The following is an 18,360-nucleotide window of genomic DNA, read 5'->3' on the forward strand; positions in this document are numbered from 1 at the left end:
GAAGAAGTGATGTTTGTTCTGCCCGAGATAGCGTTTACAGGTAAGTTAGGATTCCAAAGCTCAAAGCCGGGCGCTGCCTAGCAGCTTGCTGAATGTAGCCGGGTCGATGCCGAGGTAGGACGCGAGGTATTTGTGCGGGATCATTTGCAGCACATGCGGGCTGCGTGCCAGCAGGCGCCGGAATTTATGTTCCGCTCCCAGCGTCTGTATCTCGATCAGCCGTTCCATGACCCCGGCCATGGCGTGCATGGTACTGAGGTGCACCCAATGCGCGATCGATGGGTACTGCTGCATGAGGCGGCTCACATCGGCAAAAGAGATGCGCAGGAAGGAGCTGTGCGTAAGCGTTTCCAGGTAATACCGGCTGGGCTGCTGCAGGAAAAATGAATCGATGATGCCGGAAAAGGAGCCTTTGTAGGAGAATATCAGCGTGGCCTCTTTCTCCCCTTCAGACAGGCTGAAGGCCCTTTGCAGGCCATCCAGCACAAAGTAACCGTAGCGTTCTGTGTCTCCCGCGGCGGTAATGACCGTTTTCCGTTTGAACTCCACGGGATGCCAGCAGGCGGCCATCGCTTCCCAGACATCGTCTGGCAGCGGCACCAGGGCATGTACGGCGGCACGGAGCTCTTGCATGGGCCTAAGATATAAAAAAAAGCTGCCTCCCGTACGGAAGGCAGCTTTTCATTATTGTTCGCAGGATTTGAACCCTATCGCTATTAATATTCCCAGAGATCCTGCTCTTTATTAAAGATCTTGTCTTTAATGGCCTGCCCTTCCAGGAGGCGCATTACGCCGTCTTTAATATAGCTGTTGATATCCCTGTTGAACGCGTTCTTTTCCTTCACTACGAAGCTGGTAAAGAAGCGCATTTCGAAAAGATCTTCCCAGGTCATGGTAGCTGCGTCGTTATTCTGGTTGTAAACGTCGTATTTGGCCAGTACGGGGCGGAGATCGGGGTAATACAGCCAGAAGAGGGGGATAGAGGCGCGAACGGACCCGTCGTCGTTGATACGGGATACCATGGGCGCAATACCCAGGATGCGGACCTTCAGCGCGGAGGCTTCCTGGTCGAACACCCATACTTCCTTGATCTTGTATTGTTTGATGCTTTCAGGGTTGAATTCATCCCTGGTTTCCACCAGTTTCTCTTCGCCTGTTACGGGGTCTACGCTCCTTACAGACCTAACCTCGCCGGTCAGCTTGGTCATGATCTCATCGTAGCTCATGATGGTGCTGAAGCGGTCGTCGATGGGGCTGAAGGCTTCTACTTCCTTCGTTCTGATCGCATTGAGCAGAATATTGATCAACAGCTGGTTTACGCCTGTTTCGTCTTCCACGTTGTACTGGAAGGGGAGATTCATTTTTTCGCGGATATCTATCACCTGCCAGATCTGTTTTTCCCAGAACTTGTCGTCTTCGCGGATGTGATCATACGTGATGGGCACACGGTCGCGGATCGGGCTTTTCTCGGAAACGCCATCTATGCGGAGGGATTTACGCGGCGTATCTACGGGCGTGCCAATGCCGTCCTGCCGTAAAGACGGAGGAGGGGCCTGCTGCTGCATGGAGGCCGGGTCTGTACCGGCCGGTGCGGGCGGTACATTTACGGGCCTGCCAGTAGCGGGGTTGGTAACAGGCTGCTGCTGCGCGGGTTGCTGCGCAGGCGGCGTTGTGTTACCACCGCGGCGGCGGCTTTGTGCGTCTGCCGTGGTAGAGGCAAGCATGATTGCTAAAAATGCACTCCAGCTGATTTGTTTCAATATTACTGCTCGCATAGCCCAGTAATTAATTTGTTAGTTAAGCTTAAAATTGATGTTCTGCATGGAACGTACCTTGTTATCCGGGCCTTTTACCCTGATGTTCTCGAAGTACACCATATCGCCGGGTTTCAGCTGACGGAGGGAATTCACGATCTCCGGGTTTTTAGGCCAGTATTCGGAAGTTGCCTCACCTTCGGCATATTCACGGCTTCTTGAATCGATGGACATACGATAGCCTACTACAGCATAACGCACGCCTTCGAATACGAAATCTTCCAGGTCTGCACGCAGGCCCAGCTGCGCTTTAAAGTCCGCCACTTTCATCAGGGGGCCTTTGCTGACGCCCACTTTCATAGTGGGGTCAGGCACCATTTTCACACGGAATTCTTTTGAATCCAGCGTTTTCATTTTACCGTCTATCTCCGCGGAAACGGTGATAACGGCTTTGGTGCCAGGCTGTGAAGCGGTTACGATAAATTCACCCGGACCTCTTTTGCTGATCTGGGCGCCGCCGCCGCTCACGGATGCAACGATCTTTTCAGCAGGCACGCCGGCAGCGGTGATAGACACCGGGTTTTGCAGTGCTGCGTAGATCACGTTCATCTTGTCCGCGGAAATAGAGGTGGCGGAAGCACCTACTTTATACGTTTCGGTAAACGGTCTTGTGATCACTTCGCCGTTGGGCTTGGTGAGCTGAACGGTACCGGAAATGGTATGTTCGCCGATAGCGCCTACCTGCGTGGTATAAACGCCTTTACCAGCCTGTGCGGAAACGGGCTGGCCGTTGATCACGATGGTGGGGTTTACAGTGGAGCTGTAAGCGCCCATTACCACGGTGGCTTCAAGGGTCTGGCCCGAAGTGAAGTTTTTAGAGTTCAGTGATACGAATGCATCCAGCTGATCGAATTTGAAGTCTTTTTCAGACACTTCGGACAGCAGTTTGTCGATGATCATCGCCTCTGAGTTCTTGACGTCGTTCTGGAACTTGCTCAGCAGGGTGATGGCGGCTATAGACGGTACCATGTTGAAGTGGTAGGTCGTCCAGCTTTTTTTCACCGGGCCTTTCTGTTCCGGATCATCCACCCTCAGCGGGAGGTTCGCTTCGAAAGCCTTACGGTCTTTCGGATCGATGAGCGCAAGCATTTTTGTTCTGAGTCCCTGAAGCTGTTGCTGTAATGCGGGGCCTTTCTTCTGGTTCTCCATGATGCGCGTTGCAGCATCAAGGTTATCCTTTCCTTTCATCTCACCTTTTTCATTCAGGCCGTCGCTTGCAGCGATGATTTCTTTTTTAAGATTTTCTATATAGGTATGGGCTTCTTCAGACAGTTTTTTTACTTCTTCTGCCTTTACTTTAAAGGGACCTACTTTCGTGGCATCGTTCTTCATCAGTTCGGTGAACTGGTTATACGTTACCTTGTTTTTGCTGTCGATCGAGGTATTGGATGTTGTGATTGAATTATTTACGATGTCAAATGCATTCAAAATTTCGGCGGATACGTTCAAAGCCAGCATGGCTGTGAGCACCAGGTACATGAAGTTGATCATCTTCTGCCTGGGGTCTTTTGGTAATGCCATAGTTAATTACAAGTTTTAGATGATTGTGTCTTGTTTGGTCACTATTGCGTTACCTTACCTGCCCTGCATTGCCGTGAGCATGTTACCGTAAACTGTGTTCAGGTTACCGAGGTTGCGGGCCAGCAGGGAGATTTGTTCCTGAGTTTTCTTGGCGTCGTCAACGGAGCCGCTCATAGCCTGGGAAGCGCTCAGCAGGTTGCTGTAGAAGCTGTTCATAGCTTTGAGGTGGTTGTTGGTATCCTGCAATTCCAGTTCATAGATAGCGTTGAGGGAGGCCAGATTTTTGGTCATGGACTGTACCTGCTCGTGGAAATTACGGGTAGATTCGGATGCGTTATTGAAAGTGGAAACGGCTGCTGCTGCGTTGGTGTAAGCTTGTGTTACACTACCGATAGCAGATGCTGCTTCGCGTGTTTTCTGGGTGTAATCGCCGGTAGCAGCAACCACGTCGCTGATATCGCGCATTTTGTCCACCGTAGAGCCCAGCTTGGTGAAGTTTTCGCTCAGGCGGCTCAGGTTGGCAGGCGTGATGTCTGCTTCCTGCAGCATTTTGTCCATGTTGGCCAGTGCGGGGCTGCCTCCTGCTACTACTGCCGGGGCGGGCGCGTGACTGGTGTCCGGCACAAATGCGTACACGAAAAAGATGAGTGCCTCCACGCTCAGACCGAGGATCAGCGCCACGTCAGCGCCAGGCCAGTGCTGGAGTTTGAACAATGCTCCGATGATCACGACAGATGCACCTACGCATACAAAGAAGTTTAGCCATTTCGCTGTGTTAGGATTCATAGCCATAGGTTAAAATTTAAGTTTATGGGTGATTAAAAGGTAAAAAGCTCGTTTCAGGTTTGTCATGTCTTTCATCTCAATTCGATTTTACGGTTTATCAAGGATGGTTTTCAGCTACTGATCCTTTTTTATTTGCGGTTGAAATCGTTCTTAGACCTGCTCAGGAAGGCGATCGTGCAGCGGAAGCCGATGTACGACTTCGCACTGTCCTGGTACTCATAAGAGCGCGTGCCGTTCTGAAGGAAGTGGCCAATATCTTTCCAGCTGCCGCCTCTCACTGTTTTCCGCTTCATTTTCGGAGCCGCGTTGTCAGGCACGTCCATGCGCAGGTACGGGTTCATGTCTGAAGTGAAAGAGTAAGCGTTCTGGTAGAAAATGTCCTGCGTCCATTCGGCTACGTTGCCTGCCATGTTGTACAGGCCGTAATCGTTGGGCCAGTAAGCATCCGCGCGTACGGTATAAAAACCACCGTCTTCAGGATAGTTACCACGGCCCGGTTTGAAGTTCGCGAGCAAACAGCCTTTTTTGTTGCGGATATAATAACCGCCCCAGGGATACGGGGCCTGCTCACGGCCGCCGCGGGCTGCATATTCCCACTGCGCTTCGGAAGGAAGCTGGAACTTATCTTCAGTGAATTGTCTCTTGGAGGTACGGTAGTCTTCCCAGAACTTACTGCGCCATTCGCAGAAAGTGCTGGCCTGGTGCCAGGTCACGCCCACCACCGGGTAGTTGTCGAAAGCCGGGTGCCAGAAGTACATACGCGTCATCGGCTCGTTGTAGGCGTATGAGAAATCCCTGATCCAACAAAGGGTATCAGGATAGATCGCCACGTCTTTCTTCTCGATGAAGGTGTTGCGCGCTTTGTCCTTATTCTCGCGCAGCTTCGCTTTTTCCCAGTTGAAAGTCTCCTGGTGATACAGCAGCTTGCGCACGTCAATGTCCTTACGGCCATACAGGCGGTCGTCCGGCGCATAGATCATCGCGTCGATCTTCTCGTAGGTAGACGGGTCTTTCCAGTTGATCTTCTGTTTCCAGTCCACATAATCCTGTCCGTTGTCGTTTTTCACGTGGCCAAGGAGAATGTGCGCAATGGAATCCGTTACCCAGTTCACGAACTGGCGGTATTCATTGTTCGTAATCTCGGTGGCATCCATGTAGAACCCGGAAATGGAGATGGCTTTGTTCCTGGCCGTATAGGCATAGTTCACATCCTCATCGCTGGGACCCATGTGAAAAGTTCCGGAAGGCACATATACCATTCCGTAAGGTACGGGGGGGGAGTACTTCGGCCGGGGACTTACACCTATCAGCTGACCTTGTGCGTTTTTGGGGGTTTTACCACCACCGCAGCTGGCCAGGAGAACCGGCAGCAGTATGACCAACAGCCCACTACAATAATTAAGCTTCATAAGGGTGACTTTCATTAGAATACGATGATTTTTCCTGAACCGGCCAGATGCAGACCCCGCACATAGTCCTATTTTAGTCATTATTTCACCTGGTTGTGTATCAGAAAGATAGCAAATGTAATAAATAATTTTAATCCGTAGTTAGTTTTCACCCAACTTTTTCAATTCCACATATCAGGGCTACGTAACATATTTAAACGCACCATTTAACATTTTATTATGTAAACCGCCTTCCCTCACACAAATTCACCATGGCGGCATCCCCTTCGGGGGTGTTCTGTAAACGCTTGCCAGTCAAGACCATACACGCATCTAATATAAATATAATATTTATTTTGATATTATTGCTGTTATTTTTTTGTCGTAAGCGCTAATATATCAAAGGGAATGCAATTTACAACAAATTTCATATTAAATTAGTTATTTCCGATATATATTCGACAGGCTTAACACATTGGTAATCCCTACAGAGGTATATCAGCGTCTTCCCGGCCTGCAGCCGCTGCTGTAAAAGCGGCATATCCTCCACATCAGCCTCAGCACCCAGCAACACTTTATAAGGAACATACAATTCCCCCAGCTCCCGCATCCGCTCTTTATACAAAGGCCCTGCCACCGCCAGCTCAGGCGTGCCCTGCACCAGCCGCAGGATCATCGCCGCCCAAACCCCGAAGGATGTGGGATAACGGACCACCGTCTGAGACAGCCCCGCCGTCATTGCCAGCGCCCTGTCCGCCCACTCTTTCCTTTCGAATACAACGGAAAGATGCCAGAGATTATGCGCCATTACCGCATTGCCGCTCGGCACCGCGCCGTCGTAGATCTCCTTCTTGCGCACGATCACATCTTCCTGCCCTGCCGCGGTATAATAGAAATAACGCGCATTCTCGTCGCTGAATTGTCCGGTCACAAATTCCGCCAGCCCCGCAGCGGTGCGGATCCACTCCAGGTTGCCGGAGGTTTCCTGCAAAGCGGTCAGCGCGCGGATGAGGTTGGCGTAATCGTCCAGGAAAGCGGGATAACGTGCGTTACCTCCTTTATACGTATGCCAGAACGCCAGGGATGCCCCGGGCCTGCGCATATTTTCAAGAATGCAGTTCATTGCCTTTTCCGCCATCGCGAGGTAAGCCTTCTCTCCCAAAGCCGCTGCCGCCTTGCAGCAGGCGTGTATCATCAACGCATTCCAGCCCAATAATATTTTATCGTCCAGCCCCGGGCGGATGCGTTTGTCGCGGGCTGCCATCAGCTTTGGACGGCTCCTTTCAAGCAGCGCTTCCAGCTCAGCCGGCGTCATGCCCTGCTCCTGCGCTATGGTTTCCAGCGGCCGCGGCGCCCAGAGAATGTTCACGTCTTCCCAGTTGCCATGACGGCTCACATCATAATATGCGTTGAACGCGGGCGCATCTGCGCCCAGCAATGCGTTGATCTCTTCTTCCTCCCACACATAAAATTTTCCCTCCACTCCTTCTGAATCCGCATCCAGCGCGGAATAGAAGCCGCCTTCGGGCGCGGTCATCTCGCGCTGCACAAATGCCAGCGTATGGCGGATGGTTTGCGCATACCGTTGGTTGCCGGTGAGCTGGTAGGCTTCGCACAGCGTGTCTACCAGCAGGGCATTGTCGTACAGCATTTTTTCGAAATGCGGGGCCAGCCATTTCTCATCGGTGGAATAACGCGCGAAACCGCCGCCCAGCTGGTCGTAAATACCGCCATCGATCATCTTGTCCAGCGAAAGAAGGGCTTGCTTTAGCGCCGTTTCATCCCTGCTCACACGGTAATGCCGCAGCAGGTACTGAATGGCGAAGCTGCCCGGGAACTTGGGCGCATGGCCGAATCCGCCCCATTCTTTATCCGCCTGGCCCATGAGCGCCAGCACCATCGCATCCGCCTGCGCCTGCGTGAAAAGCTCGTCCTTCGGCAAACCGAGGTCCACTGTATTGACGCCGAACTGGTTGCTTTGCTGAAGATGCTGCGTGAGGTTGGCGGCCTGCTCTTCCAGGTCCTGCCGCTTGGTTTTGAATGCCTCGGAAACGGCCAGTAGCACTTCCGTCCACGAGGGGCGGTTGTAGGCTTTCTGCGGCGGGAAATAGGTGCCGCCATAGAAAGGCTGCCGGTCCGGCAGCAGGAACATGTTCAGCGGCCATCCGCCGTTACCGGCCATGGCCTGCAATGCGTCCATGTAGATATGATCGATGTCCGGGCGTTCTTCCCGGTCTATCTTGATATTCACGAAATGCTCGTTCATGAGCTTCGCGGTGGCCTCATTTTCAAAACTTTCCCGCTCCATTACATGGCACCAGTGGCAGGCGGCGTAGCCGATGCTCACCAGGATGGGCTTATTTTCTTCTTCAGCTTTCCGGAACGCCTCTTCTCCCCAGGGATACCAGTCCACCGGGTTATGGGCGTGCTGAAGCAGGTAGGGGCTGGTTTCCTTTGCAAGACGGTTTGCCATGGATCGGTCGAGTTAATGGTATAATAATCAGTACGAAAGTAGGATAAAACAAAAAGGGAACATCGTGAGGATGCTCCCTTTCCTATAAAATTTTTGTTACGCTTACTTTTTTGTCAGCCCCTGCAGGAACTGTTCCAGCGCGGCTACCATGGAAGGCGCCTGTGGTGCGGGCGCTTTCACGTCCAGGCGAAGGCCGGCCTCTTCCACGGCTGCGGAAGTGGTAGGACCGAATGCCCCGATGTGGGTGCCGTTCTGCTTGAATTTCGGCACGTTCTCGAAGAGAGACTTTACGCCGGAAGGACTGAAGAATACGATCATATCATATTCGGTGTTCGTCAGTACGTCCTTCACATCGTTCGAAACAGTTTTGTACAGGGAGGCTGTGGCATATTCGCACTTGTTGGCTTTCAACCACTCCTCGATGTCCTTTTTCTGACTGTCTGAGCTCGGGAAAAGGAATTTTTCATTCTCCCGGTGTTTGTTCATCACTTCCAGCAAGCTTTTGGTAGAGCCGTCGGCCCCATAAAACACCTTGCGTTTGCGGTAAAGGATGAACTTTTGCAGGTACAACGCCACGGCTTCTGTGATACAGAAGTACTTACAATCCTGTGAGACTTTTACTTTCAGTTCCTCGCATACGCGGAAGAAGTGGTCTACCGAATTCCGGCTGGTGAAGATCACGGCAGTGTAAGTGATGATGTCCACTTTCTGCTTTCTGAAATCTTTACCCGGCACTCCTTCCACACGGATGAAAGGATGGAAATCCAAGCGAACGTTGAATTTCTTAGCTAAGTCGAAATAAGGTGATTTCTCTGTCTCTGGCTTAGGTTGGGAAATTAGGATCGTTAGTTGTTTCTCCTGCAAATCTTTTTTTGGCCCGCCTTTTATCATACGTAATTTGCTCTTGTGTTAACAATAGCAGTAATCTTACGGATTACCAGTTAACCAAAGTAAAAGTACCTTTGTAATTATTAAAACCGGCACTACTTCGAATGCGCAAAGGTAAAGAAAAAAATGCAATTTGCTGAAAGAGAGATATTGACGGACCAGTGAATAGGACCTTACGTACCTGTATACAACCAGTAATACAATAAAGAATATTGAAATATAGAGGCAGATCGCCGCAATTTCAGGTTTACAGAACGCCAGTATCACCAGGAACGGCGCCAGCAAAATACCCAGTACTTTATTGATCAGGTAGAGAATAAACACGTAAGCGTCTATCAGCTCCTCGTTCCCGAACAGCCAGCCGCAAAATCTCAACACGAGGTATTTCACCATGTAGATCACGCCTACCAGCAGCATCAGCCCGGGTATCAGCATCCAGGCGATCGCGCCGGTGGGGTAATCCAGCCGGTACATGAGCAGGTAGAGGTAGAGCCCGAGGCTTACCACGAAAAACACATTCAGGAGGAAGTTGGGGAACGGCGACTGCGAAAGCTGGTCCTTCAGCTGCCGCTGGCTGAGCGTGGGGTTAAAGAAAGCCCTGAACAGGTCCGAAAAATATTTGAGGTAAGCACTCCGGATGATGCCCAACAGCAGGATCACCCCGGCCACCACGTACACCAGCCAGTCCTGCGAAGGATCCCTCCGCATGGGGTTGATGTCGTACTGCACCTGTTTGCCTTCGCGGTTGAGATACATATGCTTTTTTTCCAGCGCCGCCATGATGGTGTCGTAAGCATGCACTTTGGGCGCAGCGGCCGCTGCCAGGGAATCACGCAGCGCGATGGAGTCCCGCGCGATAGAGTCCTTTATGGCAACGGAATCTGCCTTAACTTTGCGTACAGCCGCAGCGGCGGGTTTGGGGGAAACCGTTTTCTTAACAGCGCTGTCTGACTGCGCCCGGAGGGACAGTGAGCAGGTAACCAGCAGTAAGAACAACATCCAGGTTCGCAACGGTCTGTAAAATTTATAATGATGCAATTAACTATTCTTGTTCCAAAAATATCAACAAAACTCACATGTATTTTCGAGGTTTGCAAATAATCCCGACAATTCTTTCTTAAAACAACTCATGGCCGGTATCTATATCCACATCCCTTTCTGCAAAAAGGCTTGTCACTACTGCAACTTTCATTTCTCCACCTCGCTCCAGTACCGGGATGAAGTTTTGGAATGCATACATACGGAAGCATCCCTTCAGCAGGCATATCTCGGAGAAGAGGCCGTGCAGACCGTCTATTTCGGCGGCGGAACGCCCAGCCTGCTGGCGGGCACGGCCATCCGCGCGCTGCTGGATACGCTCAGGAAACATTACGCCATTGAGGAAAACGCCGAGATCACGCTGGAAGCCAATCCTGACGACCTTTCGGCAGACAATCTCCAGGCGCTCCGCGACGCCGGGGTGAACCGCCTGAGCATCGGGGTGCAGTCTTTTTTTGAAGAAGACCTGAAATGGATGAACCGCGCCCATAACGCCGCCCAATCCATCCAATGCCTGGAAACCGCCAGGGAAAAGGGGTTCGACAATATCAGCATAGACCTCATTTACGGCGGCCCTACCCTCACCGATGCGCGCTGGGAAGAGAACATTGCGAAGGCCATCAGCCTCAACATCCCGCATCTCTCCTGCTATGCGCTCACCGTGGAGCCGGGCACCGCGCTGGACAACTTCATACAACACCACAAGATCCCGCCCATCGATCCTGACCGCGCGGCGCATCATTTCGGGATGCTCATGCAGGCGCTTGAAAAGGCGGGGTACGAACATTACGAGATCTCCAATTTCGCCAAACCGGGCATGTATTCGCGGCATAACAGCAGTTACTGGCAGGGGAAGCCCTACCTGGGGCTGGGGCCGAGCGCACATTCGTACAACGGGCAGAGCCGGCAATGGAATGTGGCCAATAATTCGCTGTACATGCAAAGCATCCGCAAAGGCACGGTGCCTTTTGAGAAGGAGGTGCTGAGCCCGCAAATGGCGCTGAACGAATACATCATGATATCGCTGCGCACCCAGGCAGGCTGCAGCCTGGAAAGGGTTTCCTCGCAGTTCGGGGAGGACAAGAGCCGGCAGCTGCTCTCCGCCGGCGCTGAATTCATCGAAAAAGGATGGATGCTGCAGGAAGCCTCCATGCTCAGGCTTACCCGCGAAGGGAAATTTTTTGCGGACGGCATCGCCGCTGCTATGTTCTTCTAAACCAGCCCCTTTTCTATTTCCAGGAAAGCTTCTTCCATATGCAGGTGTTCCCAGAGGATGCTGTAGATCTTTTGCGCAATGGGCATATAGGCCCCTATTTCCTGGTTGATCTCGAAAATGCAGCGGCTGGCGTAATACCCTTCCGCGATCATATTCAACTCAAGCTGGGCGGCCTTTACGCTATACCCTTTCCCGATCATGTTCCCGAAAGTGCGGTTGCGGCTGTGCAGTGAATAACAGGTCACCAGCAGGTCGCCAAGGTAAGCGCTGGCGTTGTAATTATGCACCACGGCCTCTTTGCCGTGCCCTGCCTGGAATTGTTCGTATTTTTCGAGGAACTCCTGCATTTCGCGGAAGCAGTTGGTGATGAACACGCTCAGGAAATTATCGCCGTATTCGAGGCCGTGGGCGATGCCCGCGCCCATGGCGTAGATATTCTTCAGCACGGAGGCAAACTGCACGCCGTACAGGTCTTTATTCACGATGGTTTGCAGGTAGCTGTTGTTGAAACGGGCGGCCAGCTCTTCGGTGCCTTCGGCGTCGAGGCCGGAAAAGGTGAGATAGGAGAGCTTTTCATTGGCTACTTCTTCCGCGTGGCAGGGGCCGGTGATGGTGAAATAATTTTCCACCGGCAGGTTGAAGCGGTCCGCCAGGTAATCGTTGATGAGCTGGTTGGTGCCGGGCACCAGGCCTTTGATGGCCGAAACCACTTTTTTGCCGCTGAAAGCATCTGCGGGGAGGGCTTCCAGCACCTGCCGCAGGAAAGCGGAAGGAACGGCCAGTATCACGGTATCGCTGGCCTTCACGACAGCTTCAAGATCGTTGTTGACCTGCAGCAGCCTGGTATCGAAATAAACCGAAGTGAGGTAATGTTTGTTGTGGTGCCGGGATTGCAGGTGGCGGATAGTCTCTTCGCTGCGTATCCACCAATGTATGTTCTGGTTGTTATCCGTCAGTATCTTAGCGATGGCTGTAGCCCAACTGCCGCTCCCGATTATTCCTGTATGATGACCCATGCTCAACTTTCCCTGAATTTTCCTGCAATGTAATTAAATTCAGGGGGACAATAAAAAAGGAGGCATACAGATACGTATGCCTCCTTTTTTTATTATGTGTTTATTTCGTTTCTTCGAAGAGCTGCGATTTAGGCACCACCTTCACTTTCTTCCCGTTTTCCAGCAGCCGCGAAACGGCTGTGTACGGGCCGCTGATCACCTCCTGGCCTTCAGTGATGCCGGATTTGATCTGGATATTGTTATCGTCCTGGATGCCTACGGTCACCTCGGCCATTTTAACGGTATTGTCTTTTTGCAGGATGAACACCACTTCCTTGAAGTCGCGCTTGCCCTCTTCCGCAACGGGGGCGCCGCCTTCGGGCTTGGCGGCCGGTCCTTTCTTTTCTTTTTCGTCTTTCTTCAGGGTGTCCGCCGGGTTGCGCGTGGTTACCGCGTTGATGGGGATGGACAGCACCTGTTTTTCAGTACGCGTCTGGATGTCCACATTAGCGCTCATACCGGGCCTGAAGGGGAACCTGCGCGGGAATTTCGGATCCATGAGGTCTGCATAGGAAGCCGGCAGGATGCGGATATGCACCACATAGTTGGTCACCTGCTCCGCGGAGGAAGTGGACGCAGTAGCGGTGGCCGCGCCTTTGCTGGAACTGGCGATCTGCGTCACCAGGCCTTTGAATTTGCGGTTGGTATAAGCATCCACCTCGATGAGGGCGGAATCGCCGTATTTTACTTTCGGAATATCGTTTTCTCCAACATCCACCTGCACTTCCATGGTAGCCATGTCTGCAATGCGGAGCATTTCGGTGCCCGTCATCTGCGCGGTACCTACCACGCGTTCGCCTTTCTTAACGGAAAGCAGGGAAACGGTGCCGCCCATGGGTGAAAGAATGGTGGTCCTTCCCAGGTTCTTGTTGGCTTCGGTAAGGTTGGCCTGCGCGCTGGAAACGGCGAACTTCGCGCTGTTGATGCGCTGAAGGGCGGCGTTGTAATCAGACTGGGCGGCTTTATAGGTGGCCTCTGCTGTTTCGAATTCAGAACGGGAGATCACTTTCTGTTTGAGCAGTTCGGAATTTCGGTCGAAAGCCGCTTTGGACTGGTCCAGCCGGGCTTTGAAGGCGCTGAGCGCCGCGTCGCTGTTGGCCAGCTCGGCCTGGCTCTGGCTAACGGAGGCGGCTGCACGATCGCGGGCGGAGCCGTAGATATCTGCGTATATGCGTGCCAGTACCTGCCCCTTCACCACGGAATCTCCTTCTTCCACCATCAGGTCGGTAATTTCCCCGGAGATATCGGAGCTTACCTTCACCTCTACTTCAGGGAAGATCTTTCCGCTGGCAGAAACCACTTCAATAATGTCCCTTTTTGCAACCTTATCGACGGCTACTTTGACGCCCTCGTCTTTGCCGGAACCTTTTATAAATGCGATAAGGACTACCAGCACCACCAGGCCGCCGATAATCCAAAAAAGCAGTTTCTTTTTTTTCTTCATATACGCTTTGTATTTCTGTGCCCCGGAATACTATAGCGTTATTCGCTGGTCGCGATAGAATTCCAGTAATTTGATTTTAAATATATAGTCGTACAGGGCCGATACCCTGTCTATCTGCGCTCTGAAAAGGTTTGTTTGCGTGGTAACATACTCCACGGTGTTCATCAGGCCTACGTTGAAGCGTTTGGTGGCAAAGTCGTACGCTTTCTGCGAAGCCCTTTCGGTGGTAACGGCCGCCTGGTATTTCTGCAGGGCGCCTACCGCGTCCGCATGGGCGGTGTAGATGTCCTGGCGGAGCTTCTGGCGGTTGATGTCCAGCGTGAGCAGTTTATCCTGCATGTCGATTTTCGCTCTTTCCACATTGCCTCTCAGCTGCCACGCGTTCAGGATGGGTATGCTGAGGGTGACGCCGATGTTCTGCCCGAAGTTGTTGCTGAACTGTTCCCCGAAAGGCGTCAGCTTGCTTTGCCGGAATGCACCTGCTTTGAGGGCAGGGTATGTGGACCCGTTCACCGTCACGAAGCCGGTGGTATCCACATACGGGATGGGCGGGCCGAACTGCTGGTAATTGGAGTTGGCGTAATTGGTGCCTGCCCCGCCGCCGATGCTCAGGCTGGGGTACAGGGCGCCCTTGGCGGCAGCAAGGTTCCGGTTTGCCGCCTTCACCATCGCTTCATCGGCCTTGTAGCCCGGCTGGTTGGCCAGCGCGGCGCTGAATACCATTTCCGGATCGGTTTCGGCCAGGTTGAGCAGGGAAACGGACTCCACGTTCTCCGGCAGCTCGGTATTAAAAGGAACCGCGAAATCGAGGTTCAGCAAGGCTTTCATGGTCAGCACCCGGATAATGGAGTTGTTCTCCGCGGTAACGAGGGCGGAGCTGTCGCGCGCCAGCTGGGCTTCCAGGTCCGCCTGGTTGCTTTCCGGAACGGAGCCGGCAGCCACGAGTTTTTTGGTATTGTCCAGCTGGGCGATGCTCAGGTCTACCTGCGATTTGCTGATCTTCACCTGTTCGTTGGCCAGCAGTATCTGTAAAAATGCATTGGCAACGTTCACGCCCATATCATTCCGGGCCTTTTCCAGCTGGAAATTGGCCGCATATACCTGGTATTTGGAGGCCTTAATGGTGTTCTGCTTGGTGAACCACCCGAACAGGTCAGCGTCCAGGTTCATATTCAGCCCGGCATTAAAGAGGGTCTGGGTAACGAAGGTGTTGGTAGTGGGGTCGATGGAGCGGCCGAAACGGTAACCGGCGTTAGCCCCGGCGCCTATCGTAGGCAGCTGCGACATCCGGTTCTGCTTCAGGGTCAGCTCCTGTAAACGCTTTTGCAGCACGCTCTGCTGGAGGGTCAGGTTGTGGGTAAGCGCATAGTCCAGGCAACGCTGGTAGCTCCAGTTATCCTGGGCGGCCACCGGGTTGGCAAACAACAGAAAAGCCAGTAACGATGCAATTGCAAGGGACTTTATTTTCATAGCCTGACAAAAATATATTAATTGAGATGACTCCATTCGGCCGTACTTGATAGATGGCAAATTACTAGTAGGTATGGCTCCGGGCCACACGAATTTAAGGTAAAACATCATATGATGAGTTTTTAGCTTCCGGAAAAATGATGAAGAGTTTATTTCACCCGTCCGTCCATGATCTGGATAACCTTGTTGCCGTATCCGGCATTCAGGTCTGAGTGGGTTACCTGGACGATCGTGATCCCGTCCTTTTTATTAAGCTCGGCGAACAGCTCCATAATGGTTTTGGCCTGGTCTGAGTGCAGGTTGCCGGTAGGCTCGTCCGCAAAAATGACCGTGGGTTCGGCCACAATGGCCCTTGCTATGCCCACCAGCTGCTGCTGGCCGCCTGAAAGCTGGTTCGGGAACAGGTCTTTCTTGGCCACCATGTTAAAGCGGTCGAGGATATCCGCAACCCGGCTTTTACGTTCGGAAGAAGGCATGTTCTTATAGAGGAGAGGCGTTTCGATGTTTTCATACACGGTCAGCTCGTCTATCAGGTGGTAGGCCTGGAACACGAATCCGATCGCGCCACGGTGGAGCTGCGTCCTTTTTTTATCGTTCATTCTGTGGACCAGCTCGCCCTGGAAAAGATATTCCCCTTCTGACGGCTCTTCCAGCAGGCCGAGGATGTGCAACAGGGTAGACTTCCCCGAGCCGGAAGGGCCCATGATAGACACAAACTCCCCCTCGTGGATCACCAGATTCACATCCTTTAATATTTCATGTTTGCCAAACCCGACCGGGTAATGTTTTGAGATGTTGCGCAGTTGAATCATGATATTAATGTAAAATATTTTATTGATTATTCTGAACGAAGCGATTTCACAGGATTCATCAGCGCCGCGCGGATGCTCTGGAAGCTCACGGTGACTGCGGCGATCAGCACTGCCAGCAGGCCTGCCAGCACAAACACCCACCAGCTGATCTCGATCCGGTAGGCATAACTTTTCAGCCATTCGCTCATGATGTACCAGGCCACCGGCGTAGCGATCAGGATGGCCAGGGCCACCAGTTTCAGGAAGTCGGTTGCTATCAGCCCGGCAATGCCTGCCGCGCTCGCACCCAGCACTTTCCGGATGCCGATCTCTTTGGTGCGGCGCCCGATGGCGAGCATCGCGATCGCAAACAGGCCCATGCAGGAAATGATGATCGTGAGTACCGCGCCGCTGATAAATATTTTCATCAGCGTTCTTTCGAACTTGTATTGTTTTTCTGTGTTCTCATTTACGAAGGAGGCCAGGAAAGTTTGACCGGGTGCGGCTTTTCTAAATGCAGCTTCGATGGTTTTCATGGAAGCGGGCAGGTTGCCGGGCTTCGTTTTCACGAAAATATATTCCGGCTGCTCTTCCGGCCGGTTGAGATGCATGGTGAGCGGCCCTATTTCCTCATGTAGTGATTTGAAGTTGAAATCTTTCACTACGCCGTTGATGTGATGTTCCGGCCCGTCGTCGTCTATCCTGAAACGATAACCTACAGGATCTTTCACGCCCAGCGCAGCCAGTTGCTTGGCCATTTTTTCGTTGATCACAAGGCCGAATGAGTCAAGCCCCATGGAACGGTCGAAATCTTTGCCGCCAATGAGCTGAAGGTCCATAGTCTTTACATAGTCATAATCCACCGCCTGCCAGTGCGAGTGCACATCCTTATCGAACAGCTGGAAATTGATGAAGGAGGTGGACTGCACGCCGTCTAGCCCACGGCCGAAATTATTACCGGATGCGGTGAGCGAGAGGATATCCTGCTGCTGCCCCAGTTCCGCGCGCAGGCGCGCCAGCAGCTGGTGGCCGTCCAGGTCTTTGCCGACGGGTATGCTCACCACTTCGTGCGTATTGAAGCCAAGCGGCCTGTTGCGCAGGTAGCTCATTTGCTGCCATGCAATGATGGTGCCGCAGATCAGCAGGCAGGAAAAAACGAACTGGGTAACGATAAGGGAATTGCGGAAATAATTGGTCCTTCCCGTGGAAACTTTCCCTTTCAGCACCAGCAGCGTGTGTGTGCGCGACAGTACCCATGCAGGGTAGCCTCCTGCGAGGAGGCTGATGAGAAGCAGCGCCACGAGAATGCCTACGAGGAATTTTGGCTGGAGCAGCATGCTGAAAGCATATACTGCTTTGGAAAAAAACGCAGCGTTGTAATAAGGCAGTATAAAGTACGTGATGGCCAGCCCCAGCACAAGCGAGATCAGGAACAGCACCAGCGCTTCACCGCAGAGTTGCAGTACGAGCTGCCCTCTTGCCGCGCCGAGCGTTTTGCGCATGCCCACTTCCTTTGCGCGGGTGAAAGCGCGGGCCAGCGTGAGGTTCAGGAAGTTGATGCTGGCAATGAAAAGCAGGAAAGCAGCGATGAACAGCAGCATGTAAAGGATAGGCTTCTTGGCGTCCTGCAGGTTGCTGTAGTCGCTGAAATGTATTTCGTTCAAGGGAAGCAGCCCCAGGTGCTGCACGCCGCCGAACTTGTCTTTCCGGGCGCCGGCGGCTTTCATCCGCTGGATATCTTCAGCATAATATTTTTCCATGAAGGCCTTGCCTCTCCGCTCAATGTCTTCGGGGTTCGCGCCGGGGTTCAGCTGAACGAATACTTCCAGGCTGAAATTCCCCCAATGCTCACGGTCTTCCAGGTAGCTGGGATGGTTTTCCAGCCGCAGCAACGCATCGAAGCGGATACTGGAATTATTGGGCGCATTTTTTAATACGCCGCTTACAGTATAACTTTTCCACGCATTCCCCACGCGCAGAAGAACGGTTTTGCCCACCGGGTCCTGGCCTTTAAAAAAGATATCCGCCATTTTTTCGGTGATAAGCGCGCTGTTCATATCCAGCACACGGTTGCCGCGGGCAGCGGGGAAGCTGAAGATGTTCAGGAAAGCGCTGTCCACATACCTAAGCCCGATGCTTTGCGAGGTTTCCCCCACTTTCATTACGGAACCGCTGTTGGCCAGGCGGGTCATTTCTTTGATACCCGGCAATTCCTCTTTCATGGCCGGCCCCATAGGGTAGCTCATGTTGGAGTGCGACACGGTTTTTTCCGCATGAAATTCCTCCCGGTATGCCTGGTAGACAAAATCTTTCTTTTCGTGGAAATCATTGAAGGAAAACTCCCGGTACACCGTCATGCATAACAGCAAAGCGCCTGCAATAGCCACGGCCAGGCCGATGATGTTCACGGCAGACACCTGTTTTGCTTTCCAGATATTCCTCCACGCTATTTTGAGATAATTCCTGAACATAATGC

At 52.6% G+C, this 18,360-nt stretch carries 14 protein-coding genes; 1 reads left to right on the top strand and 13 read right to left on the bottom strand.

Annotation, left to right across the window (positions count from 1 at the left end; genetic code table 11):
* Positions 1–60: 60 nt before the first annotated feature.
* From ACTJIK_RS01445 to ACTJIK_RS01480, 8 genes are all read right to left on the bottom strand, one after another.
* Positions 61–633, bottom strand: coding sequence for a Crp/Fnr family transcriptional regulator (locus tag ACTJIK_RS01445; protein WP_440644478.1), 573 nt, complete (start codon positions 631–633; stop codon positions 61–63).
* An 83-nt stretch (positions 634–716) separates the two neighbouring features.
* On the bottom strand, positions 717–1,724 hold the full coding sequence (gene gldN, locus ACTJIK_RS01450; RefSeq protein ID WP_440644479.1) for a gliding motility protein GldN: 1,008 nt from the start codon (positions 1,722–1,724) through the stop codon (positions 717–719).
* 69 nt (positions 1,725–1,793) lie between these two features.
* Positions 1,794–3,335 (bottom strand): gliding motility protein GldM, encoded by a 1,542-nt coding sequence (gene gldM, locus ACTJIK_RS01455; protein WP_440644480.1) that lies wholly within the window; start codon positions 3,333–3,335, stop codon positions 1,794–1,796.
* Between the two features lie 54 nt (positions 3,336–3,389).
* Positions 3,390–4,121, bottom strand: a complete 732-nt coding sequence (gene gldL / locus ACTJIK_RS01460) for a gliding motility protein GldL (RefSeq protein WP_440644482.1) — start codon at positions 4,119–4,121, stop codon at positions 3,390–3,392.
* A gap of 128 nt (positions 4,122–4,249) precedes the next feature.
* Positions 4,250–5,545 carry an SUMF1/EgtB/PvdO family nonheme iron enzyme gene (locus tag ACTJIK_RS01465; RefSeq protein WP_440644483.1) on the bottom strand — a complete coding sequence of 432 codons (1,296 nt, stop codon included), beginning with the start codon at positions 5,543–5,545 and terminating at the stop codon, positions 4,250–4,252.
* 391 nt (positions 5,546–5,936) lie between these two features.
* Complete coding sequence (locus ACTJIK_RS01470; protein ID WP_440644485.1) at positions 5,937–7,982, bottom strand: thioredoxin domain-containing protein; 2,046 nt, start codon at positions 7,980–7,982, stop codon at positions 5,937–5,939.
* 102 nt (positions 7,983–8,084) lie between these two features.
* Positions 8,085–8,750 carry a uroporphyrinogen-III synthase gene (locus ACTJIK_RS01475; RefSeq protein ID WP_440644486.1) on the bottom strand — a complete coding sequence of 222 codons (666 nt, stop codon included), beginning with the start codon at positions 8,748–8,750 and terminating at the stop codon, positions 8,085–8,087.
* 159 nt (positions 8,751–8,909) lie between these two features.
* Positions 8,910–9,881, bottom strand: a complete 972-nt coding sequence (locus tag ACTJIK_RS01480; RefSeq protein WP_440644487.1) for a DUF4271 domain-containing protein — start codon at positions 9,879–9,881, stop codon at positions 8,910–8,912.
* 118 nt (positions 9,882–9,999) lie between these two features.
* Here ACTJIK_RS01480 and hemW point away from each other — a divergent pair, with 118 nt between their 5' ends.
* Positions 10,000–11,124 (top strand): radical SAM family heme chaperone HemW, encoded by a 1,125-nt coding sequence (hemW, locus tag ACTJIK_RS01485; protein ID WP_440644488.1) that lies wholly within the window; start codon positions 10,000–10,002, stop codon positions 11,122–11,124.
* Here hemW and ACTJIK_RS01490 read toward each other — a convergent pair.
* The 5 genes from ACTJIK_RS01490 to ACTJIK_RS01510 form a co-directional block, all read right to left on the bottom strand.
* The gene (locus ACTJIK_RS01490; RefSeq protein WP_440644489.1) at positions 11,121–12,140 is read right to left on the bottom strand and encodes an NAD(P)H-dependent glycerol-3-phosphate dehydrogenase; all 1,020 of its coding nucleotides are present in this window, start codon (positions 12,138–12,140) and stop codon (positions 11,121–11,123) included. The two genes, hemW and ACTJIK_RS01490, sit on opposite strands and share 4 nt — an antisense overlap.
* A 100-nt stretch (positions 12,141–12,240) precedes the next feature.
* The gene (locus ACTJIK_RS01495) at positions 12,241–13,623 is read right to left on the bottom strand and encodes an efflux RND transporter periplasmic adaptor subunit (RefSeq protein ID WP_440644490.1); all 1,383 of its coding nucleotides are present in this window, start codon (positions 13,621–13,623) and stop codon (positions 12,241–12,243) included.
* A 30-nt stretch (positions 13,624–13,653) separates the two neighbouring features.
* The gene (locus ACTJIK_RS01500) at positions 13,654–15,093 is read right to left on the bottom strand and encodes a TolC family protein (RefSeq protein WP_440644491.1); all 1,440 of its coding nucleotides are present in this window, start codon (positions 15,091–15,093) and stop codon (positions 13,654–13,656) included.
* A gap of 149 nt (positions 15,094–15,242) precedes the next feature.
* Complete coding sequence (locus ACTJIK_RS01505) at positions 15,243–15,905, bottom strand: ABC transporter ATP-binding protein (protein WP_440644492.1); 663 nt, start codon at positions 15,903–15,905, stop codon at positions 15,243–15,245.
* Between the two features lie 26 nt (positions 15,906–15,931).
* On the bottom strand, positions 15,932–18,355 hold the full coding sequence (locus ACTJIK_RS01510) for an ABC transporter permease (protein WP_440644493.1): 2,424 nt from the start codon (positions 18,353–18,355) through the stop codon (positions 15,932–15,934).
* Positions 18,356–18,360: the final 5 nt, after the last annotated feature.

Origin of the sequence: Chitinophaga sp. 22620, from assembly GCF_052044405.1 — a bacterium.
Classification (GTDB): domain Bacteria; phylum Bacteroidota; class Bacteroidia; order Chitinophagales; family Chitinophagaceae; genus Chitinophaga.